Source organism: Candidatus Allofournierella excrementigallinarum, assembly GCF_944388085.1.
GTDB lineage: Bacteria > Bacillota > Clostridia > Oscillospirales > Ruminococcaceae > Allofournierella_A > Allofournierella_A excrementigallinarum.
The window spans coordinates 1-7,193 of record NZ_CALXHK010000074.1; the positions used below are offsets into that span (position 1 = coordinate 1).

Genomic DNA, 7,193 nt, shown 5'->3' on the forward strand with positions numbered 1-7,193 from the left:
CCCAGCATCAAGGTGGTGCTGGACGTCCACCGGGACGCCATCGAGACCGGCGAGGGCCGGGTGAAGGCGGTGGCCGACGTGAACGGCAGGACCGCGGCCCAGGTGATGATCATCTGCGGCGCGGACAAAGGCGGCAACCTGCCCAACTTCAAACAGAACCTGGCCTTTGCGGCAAAGTGGGAGAGCGCCATGGAAAGCCGCTTCCCCGGCCTGACGCGCCCGGTGCTTTTCGACTACCGCTATTATAACCAGGACCTGACCACCGGCAGCCTGCTCATCGAGATCGGCAGCCACGGCAACACCCTGGAGGAGGCGGTCTACTCCGGCCAGCTGGTGGGCGAGGCGCTGGCGGGCCTCTTCACCACCGGGGAGTAAAAACAAAAACGGGCGGCGGCTCCTTCAAAAGGGAGCCGCCGCCCGCCGCTGTCATTTCAGCTTCCAGGCAAGGTCGGAAAGGAACAGGTCGTGTTCCAGCCCCTCCACCGTGGTGCCTTTGCCGATGTGCACGAACTCGATGTCCATCATCCGGGCCCAGTCGGCCATCTCGTCGGCGGTCACGTCGTAGCTCAGCACCGTGTGGTGGGCGCCGCCGGCGGTGATCCAGCACTCGATGCCGGTGGCAAGGTCCGGCATCGCCTGCCACATCACCCGTGCCACCGGCAGGTTGGGCATGGGCAGGATGGGCTTGACACAGTGGATGTCCTGGCAGACAAGGCGCAGCCGGCCGCCCATGTCGATGAGGCTCACCACGATGGCGTCGCCCTCATGCCCTTCAAACACAAGGCGGGCGGGGGGCTGGCGGTCTCCGATGCCCAGAGGATGCACCTCGATGCGGGGCCGCGCCGCCGCCACGCTGGGGCAGACCTCCAGCATGTGGGCCCCCAGGCTGTACTCATTGCCCGGCTCCAGATGGTAGGTGTAGTCCTCCATAAAGGCGGTGCCGCCGCTCTGGCCCTCGCTCATGGCCTTGAGGATGGCGGTCATGGCGGCCACCTTCCAGTCGCCCTCGCCGCCGTAGCCGTAGCCCTGGGCCATCAGGTGCTGGCTGGCAAGGCCCGGCAGCTGCTCCATGCCGTAGAGGTCCTGGAAGTTGTTGGAGAAGGCGCGGCAGCCCTCCGCGTCCAGCATCTTCTTCATGGCGATCTCTTCCCGGGCCTGGTAGCGCACGGTGGCGATGTCGTCGGTGGCGAAGTCGTACTGGGCGCGGTACTCCTCCATCAGCGCGTCGATTTCGGCGTCGGTCACCGCGTTCATTTCCTCCACCAGACGGCCCACCGGCCAGGTGTTCACCTGCCAGCCCAGCTTCATCTGGGCCTCCACCTTGTCGCCCTCGGTCACGGCCACCTCCCGCATGTTGTCGCCGAAGCGCATGACCTTCAGCTCCCTGCTCACCGCCGCGCCCACGGCGGCGCGCATCCAGCGGCCCAGGCGGTTTTGCACCGCCTCGTCCTGCCAGTAGCCGGCGATGACCTTGCGGGCCGAGCGCAGCCGGGCCCCGATGAAGCCGTGCTCCCGGTCGCCGTGGGCGGCCTGGTTCAGGTTCATGAAGTCCATGTCGATTTCTTCATTGGGGATGGTGCGGTTGTACTGGGTGGCAAAATGGCACCAGGGCTTTTGCAGGCTGGCAAGGCCGTTGATCCACATCTTCGAGGGGCTGAAGGTGTGGCACCAGGTCACGATGCCGGCGCAGGCGGGGTCGTGGTTTGCCTGGCGCACCACGTCGGAGATTTCCCTGTTGGTCTTGGCGGTGAGCTTGTAGGCCAGCTTGCAGGGCAGGCGGCCGGAGGCGTTCAGCGCCCCGGCCATCTCGGCGGCCCGGGCGGCCACCGTCTCCAGCACTTCGGGACCATACAGGAACTGGCTGCCCACCACGAACCAGAATTCATATTGCTTCATGCTCATTGGTATAAACCTCCCGTCAGCGCAGCGCCTGCCCGGCGGACTTTTCCACCGGAATGCAGGCGGCGTAATCTTTGATAAAGGCGGCAAATCCCGCCGCGCCGGCCTCGTCCGGGGCGATGGTGCTGCCTTCCACCCCGGCAAAAACGGCCTCGTCCAGCCAGGCATCCAGGGCGGGCGCGCCGCCCTGCATGCAGCGCAGGCGGTAGAGGGCCAGCAGGGCCATGCCCCAGGGGCCGCCCTCGCCCGCCGAGGCCATCACCGACACCGGCACCCCCAGCGCCCCGGCCAGCAGCTTCTGGCCCACAACGGGGGTCTTGAAGAGGCCGCCGTGGCCCAGAAGGCGGTCCAGCTTCACCTGCTCCTTTTCAAAGAGCAGGTCCATGCCCAGCTTGAGGGCGGCCATGGTGGAATAGAGCTGGGCGCGGGCGAAGTTTTCCAGGGTGAGGCGTGCGTTTGGCCGCCGCACAAAAAGGGGGCGGCCTTCATCCAGGCCCAGCACCGGCTCGCCGGAATAGCAGTTGAAGTTCACAAGGCCGCCGCAGTCCGGCGCGCCTTCCAGCGCCTTCTGATAGAACAGGTCGTAGAGGGCGGGTTTTGCGAGCTTTGCCCCGGCGGCTTCGGCCATCTGGCCCAGCAGCTTCACCCATGCGTCCAGGTCGGAGGTGCAGGTGTTGCAGTGCACCATGGCCACCGGCCGCCCGGCGGGGGTGGCGACCATGTCTATTTCGGGGTAGACCCGGGACAGGGGCTTTTCCAGCACCGCCATGGCGAACACGCTGGTGCCCGCCGACACGTTGCCGGTGCGGGCGGCCACCGCGTTGGTGGCGGCCATGCCGGTGCCCGCGTCCCCCTCCGGCGGGGCCAGCGGCGCGCCGGGCTCCAGCGCCCCGGCGGGGTCCAGCCAGGCAGCGCCCTCCGGGGTCAGGCAGCCCGCGTCCTCCCCGGCGGCCAGCACTTTGGGCAGCACCTGCCGCAGGGTGAAGGGCAGGCCCGCCTGGGCCAGCAATTCGTCAAAGGAGGCCAGCATGCCCGCGTCCCAGTCGCAGGCGGCGCTGTCGATGGGGAACATGCCGGAGGCGTCCCCCACGCCCAGCACCTTGCGGCCGGTGAGCTGCCAGTGGACATAGCCCGCCAGGGTGGTGAGATAGGCCAGGTCCTTCACGTGGGCTTCGCCCTTCAGCATGGCCTGGTAAAGATGTGCCACGCTCCACCGCTGGGGGATGTTGAAGCCGAAGCGCCGGGTGAGGGCCGCGGCGGCCTCGCCGGTGGCGGTGTTGCGCCAGGTGCGGAAGGGCGCAAGCTGCCGCCCGGCGGCGTCGAAGGGCAGGTAGCCGTGCATCATGGCGGAGACGCCCAGCGCCCCCACCTGCGTGAGGGGCGCGCCGGTTTTGGCCTGCCAGTCCGCCGCCAGCGCGGCGAAGGCTGCGCGCACGCCCGCTTGCACCTCCTCCAGATGATAGGTCCACCAGCCGTCCTCCAGCCGGTTCTCCCAGTCGCAGGCGCCGCTGGCCAGCGGCGCGCCCGCGCCGTCCACCAGCACCGCCTTGATGCGGGTGGAGCCCAGTTCGATGCCGAGCGCAACGGGGCGGTTCAATGTCTCTGCCATTTCACAGACCTCCTGTTGAGCGATTGAAAAGGGCGCGGCGAGGTATCCCGCCGCGCCCGAAGACTTGTATGGAGCGTTGATCCGATCAGATGTGGAAGAATGCGTCGATCGCCGTCTGCGCTACATAGGTATTATAGCCGATCGAAGAAACCATTGTCCAGCTGACCAGCAGCGCATTGGTGATGGCCGGCAGCCAGACACTGCCGCTGACCTTGTAGAGTTTGCGCATCAGGTAGGTGGTGATGGGCACCATGAACAGCAGCGAGTAGGAGGAGTTCCAGTTGCAGATGGCGGTCCCGCCCATGTGCAGAACGATGTAGTTGATCAGCCAGCACAGGCCTACGCCCACCGTGGGAACGGCCACCGTGAACAGTGTGTCGAGCCATTCCGGAATATCGCGGCGCATGGTGTAGTTGGTGAGGGTGCTGATGATGAGCAGCATGGGCAGCAGCACGATGAAATAGCGCAGAGCCACGAACCAGTATTCGACCTTCATCTCGATGAAAGCCAGCTGCCAGAAACGGAAGTCCTCGTTGAACAGGTACTCGATCACGCACAGCGAGGCATAGCCTGCAGCGGCCAGCAGCACTGCCAAAAGAACGTTCTTGAGCACCGGCAGCACGCCGATCTTGAGGTTCGCTGCAGCCAGCGGGGTGGGTCTGCCGGCCTTTTTGTCCATGTACCAGAACACAACAAGCAGCACCAGCGCACCGAGTGCCACAAAGGCCAGATAGGCCACGGAGTACCACCAGTTGAAGAACAGCGGCAGGAACTCATAGTAAGGCAGGAAGGGACCCTGCAGCAGATTGGCCCGATAGACCGACACGAAGGCGATCAGCAGGGTGCAAAGGCCGATCACGAGGAACTTGGTCTTGCCGATTTTCGGCAGCCCGGCTTCGTTCTTCAGATACGCGGTGTTGTTGCAGACCGCGAAGAAGCGGGAGCGCATGAGCAGGCAGGCCAGAGGCAGCAGCATGCCCAGCATGCCCAGCATGGCGATGGCATTCAGCGCTTCGCGCCAGATGTAGATGATGTTGTGGGCGTCGAGGGGCTGGGTGGCGCTGTCGGTCAGCTCACCGCAGTTGTAGCTCAACGTCTGCTCGAAGAATTTCACCACGTCGGTGGCGGTGGGGTGAGAGAAATGGTTGCGGGCGTGGGTCTCGGTGTTGAAGCTGACGATACGGGCCTGGCGGTTGGCCACAGCCTGCTGCAGAACTTCGTTTTCCTCAATGGAGGTGTCAAAAATGCTGCCCAGGGAAGTGCTGGTCTTGGCCGTGTCGTCGATCACATACCAAGTCTCCTGCTCCAGCGGAGTGTCGGTGTAATAGGATTCCATGGTGGTCTCACGGGAGACATAGTCGGTGTAGCTGGTGTCGTATTCGCCAATTACAAAGCCCAGGTTCACTTGGCAGTTGCGCTGCACTTCATGGCCGGCAACTTCGACGGTCTGCAGCGGCGAGATCATGGTGCCGTCGCCGCCGATGAGCAGCTGCGCCCGCAGACGGGTGTTGTAATGCTCGGTGGCTTCCGCAGCCAGAGACTCAAAGAAAGCCATCTGATCGGCGTTCAGCCGCTCTGCCGCCAGGTCGTAGGCGTCCAGGGTGATCTCGTCCTCGGTGAAGCTCTGGTCAAACTGTTCATAGAGGATGTTGATCAGGATGTCGTTGAGGGTGAGATAGCCGCAGTCCAGCTGGGCGGCATGGGAGGTACGGCGGGAACCCTGGGAGTGGCCGGTCATGCCGATCCGCTCGGGGTCCACAAACTTCAGGGTGCGCACGAAATTCAGCGCGTCCCACAGGCCGCCGGGCGTTTCGCGGGCGTTGTAGTTTTCTTCGCCCATGCCGTATTCGTCCCGCTTGGGGAACTCGCTCAGGCCGGAGCCGTAGGCGCTGACGTTCAGCACCACAAAGCCGCGGCGTGCCAGCTCCTCCGCGATGCCGCGGGTCACGCCGAAGGTACAGCCGGCGCCGTGGGTCACCACAACGGCGGGGAGCTTGTCCTCGTCAGTGGTTCCAACGGGATAATACAGTTCCGCGTCGATCTTGGCACCGCGCGCGTCAAAGGCGACACGCTCGATCTTGACGCTTCCCCAGTCGGTCGTCAGCAAATGCGCCGCACAGCTGAAGACCAGAATGACTGCCAGGCAGATTGCCAGCAGCCGTTTGCACCCCTGCTCGGAATGCAGCGAAAGACTCTTCATATCAAAACCTCCCGTCTTTAGTGTTGGTCCATATACCCCTGTGTTGAAGATCGGATAAATAGCAGCGCCTGTGCAGCACCTCCTCTTTTTTGCACCTGCTTCGAAAGCCATTGCTTTGAGACGATCGCGCAATTTTGCAGAATGTACAAAATGAAATAAAATTTATTATATTCGTTGAAATTAATATAACTTTTTGACCAACAAAAAGAAAGAAATTCCTTGCCGGGGTATAGACATTTATTGACATCATTTTTCAGCTGCTCCATAATAAAACCAGAAAAACGCCAAAAGGGGGCATGCCGGATGATCCAGCAGGAAAAGCGGGCCTTCGACGCGGGGGCCAAGGTGTGGGTGCAGCGTTACGAGAACCTGCGCAACCTGGCGCACTGGCATTTTGAGGACGAGCTGGTGGTCTGCCAGGGGGGCGAGGTGCGGCTGACGCTGAACGGCTGCATTTTTGATTTGACGGAAGGGGACTGCGCCTTCATCAGCCGCGAGAGCGTGCACAGCATTGCCGGCGCGCCGGGCAGCCGGGCGGCGGTGGCCCAGTTCGCCGGGCTGTTCGACGCGCCGCTGCGGCTGCGCGCGCCGGTCTTTGCCGACCGCTACCGCGCCGGGGCGCGGCTGGACGAATTGGACCGGGAAAGCCGGGAAAAGCGCCCTTTTTATGCCGAGAAGATGAACGCCCTCATCACCTCGCTGATGGCGGATGTTTTCCGGGGCGAGCCGCTGGCGGAGCAGGCGGAGGCGGCCCAGCCCACCCTCGCCCGCTACAAGCAGCTGCTCCTCCTGCTGGAGCAGCAGGGCGGCGAGGGCACCTTCGCGGAGGCGGCGGACTTCATGCACATGTCCCCCGCCTACTTTTCCCGCTACTTTAAAAAGATGACGGGGCTCACCTTTTCGGGCTATCTGAACGTGCTGCGGGTGGACCGGGCGGTGGAACTGCTGGCCGGCGGCGAGGACATCACCATGGCCGACCTGATGGCCCGGTGCGGCTTCAACACCCTGCGCAACTTCAACCGGGTGTTCAAGGCCGTCACCGGCTACGCCCCCACCAGCCTGCCCGCCGGCTTTTCGCTGGACCGGCGGGTGCTGCTGAGCCAGGGCAGCACCTTCGACCCCACGCTGGACACCTCGGTGGTGCTGTGAGATGCGTTTGCCGCTGGACAGCGCCCCCAAAAGCTGGTATACTTACACCATCGCTTTAGCGTGATAAAATCGGGAGGGATCGAAATGGACCTTTTGACACAGCTCAACAGCCTGCCCATGTTCTTGATCGTGGGCGTGGTGGTGGCCTTCATTGCGGCGCTCTGCGTGGTGTTCCTGGCGCGCAGCTGGCGCGCCGGCGTGGCCATGGGGATGGACAAGGCCAGGCTCCGCCGTGCCATCACCTCCAGCGCCACCTTCACCCTGCTGCCCAGCGTTTCCATCCTGCTGGGGGTCATCGCCCTGTCGGGGAGCCTGGGCATCCCGCTGCCCTGGATC

General features: G+C 64.0%; 6 protein-coding genes. 3 read left to right on the plus strand and 3 right to left on the minus strand.

Annotated features, from left to right (window positions below; translation table 11 throughout):
* Positions 1-375: stage II sporulation protein P (locus ACH2AT_RS10300; RefSeq protein WP_394965801.1), on the plus strand; the 375-nt coding region annotated here is incomplete at its 5' end.
* Positions 376-426: 51 nt separating this feature from the next.
* Here ACH2AT_RS10300 and araA read toward each other — a convergent pair.
* The 3 genes from araA to ACH2AT_RS10315 form a co-directional block, all read right to left on the minus strand.
* Positions 427-1,902 carry an L-arabinose isomerase gene (gene araA / locus ACH2AT_RS10305; RefSeq protein WP_394965802.1) on the minus strand — a complete coding sequence of 492 codons (1,476 nt, stop codon included), beginning with the start codon at positions 1,900-1,902 and terminating at the stop codon, positions 427-429.
* Between the two features lie 16 nt (positions 1,903-1,918).
* On the minus strand, positions 1,919-3,508 hold the full coding sequence (locus ACH2AT_RS10310; protein WP_394965804.1) for a xylulokinase: 1,590 nt from the start codon (positions 3,506-3,508) through the stop codon (positions 1,919-1,921).
* An 85-nt stretch (positions 3,509-3,593) separates the two neighbouring features.
* Complete coding sequence (locus ACH2AT_RS10315; RefSeq protein ID WP_394965806.1) at positions 3,594-5,708, minus strand: alpha/beta hydrolase; 2,115 nt, start codon at positions 5,706-5,708, stop codon at positions 3,594-3,596.
* Between the two features lie 303 nt (positions 5,709-6,011).
* On the opposite strand from ACH2AT_RS10315, the gene ACH2AT_RS10320 reads away from it, so the two are divergent.
* Together ACH2AT_RS10320 and ACH2AT_RS10325 are read left to right on the plus strand one after the other, a co-directional pair.
* On the plus strand, positions 6,012-6,857 hold the full coding sequence (locus tag ACH2AT_RS10320; protein WP_394965808.1) for a helix-turn-helix domain-containing protein: 846 nt from the start codon (positions 6,012-6,014) through the stop codon (positions 6,855-6,857).
* An 84-nt stretch (positions 6,858-6,941) separates the two neighbouring features.
* The coding region (locus ACH2AT_RS10325) for a DUF5058 family protein (RefSeq protein ID WP_394965810.1) at positions 6,942-7,193 on the plus strand (252 nt) is incomplete at its 3' end.

Excerpts from the sequence above, each read along its gene's own strand:
- araA (WP_394965802.1), bottom strand. The coding sequence starts at position 1,902 with ATGAGCATGAAGCAATATGAATTCTGGTTCGTGGTGGGCAGCCAGTTC.
- ACH2AT_RS10320 (WP_394965808.1), top strand. The coding sequence starts at position 6,012 with ATGATCCAGCAGGAAAAGCGGGCCTTCGACGCGGGGGCCAAGGTGTGG.
- ACH2AT_RS10310 (WP_394965804.1), bottom strand. The coding sequence starts at position 3,508 with ATGGCAGAGACATTGAACCGCCCCGTTGCGCTCGGCATCGAACTGGGC.
- ACH2AT_RS10315 (WP_394965806.1), bottom strand. The coding sequence starts at position 5,708 with ATGAAGAGTCTTTCGCTGCATTCCGAGCAGGGGTGCAAACGGCTGCTG.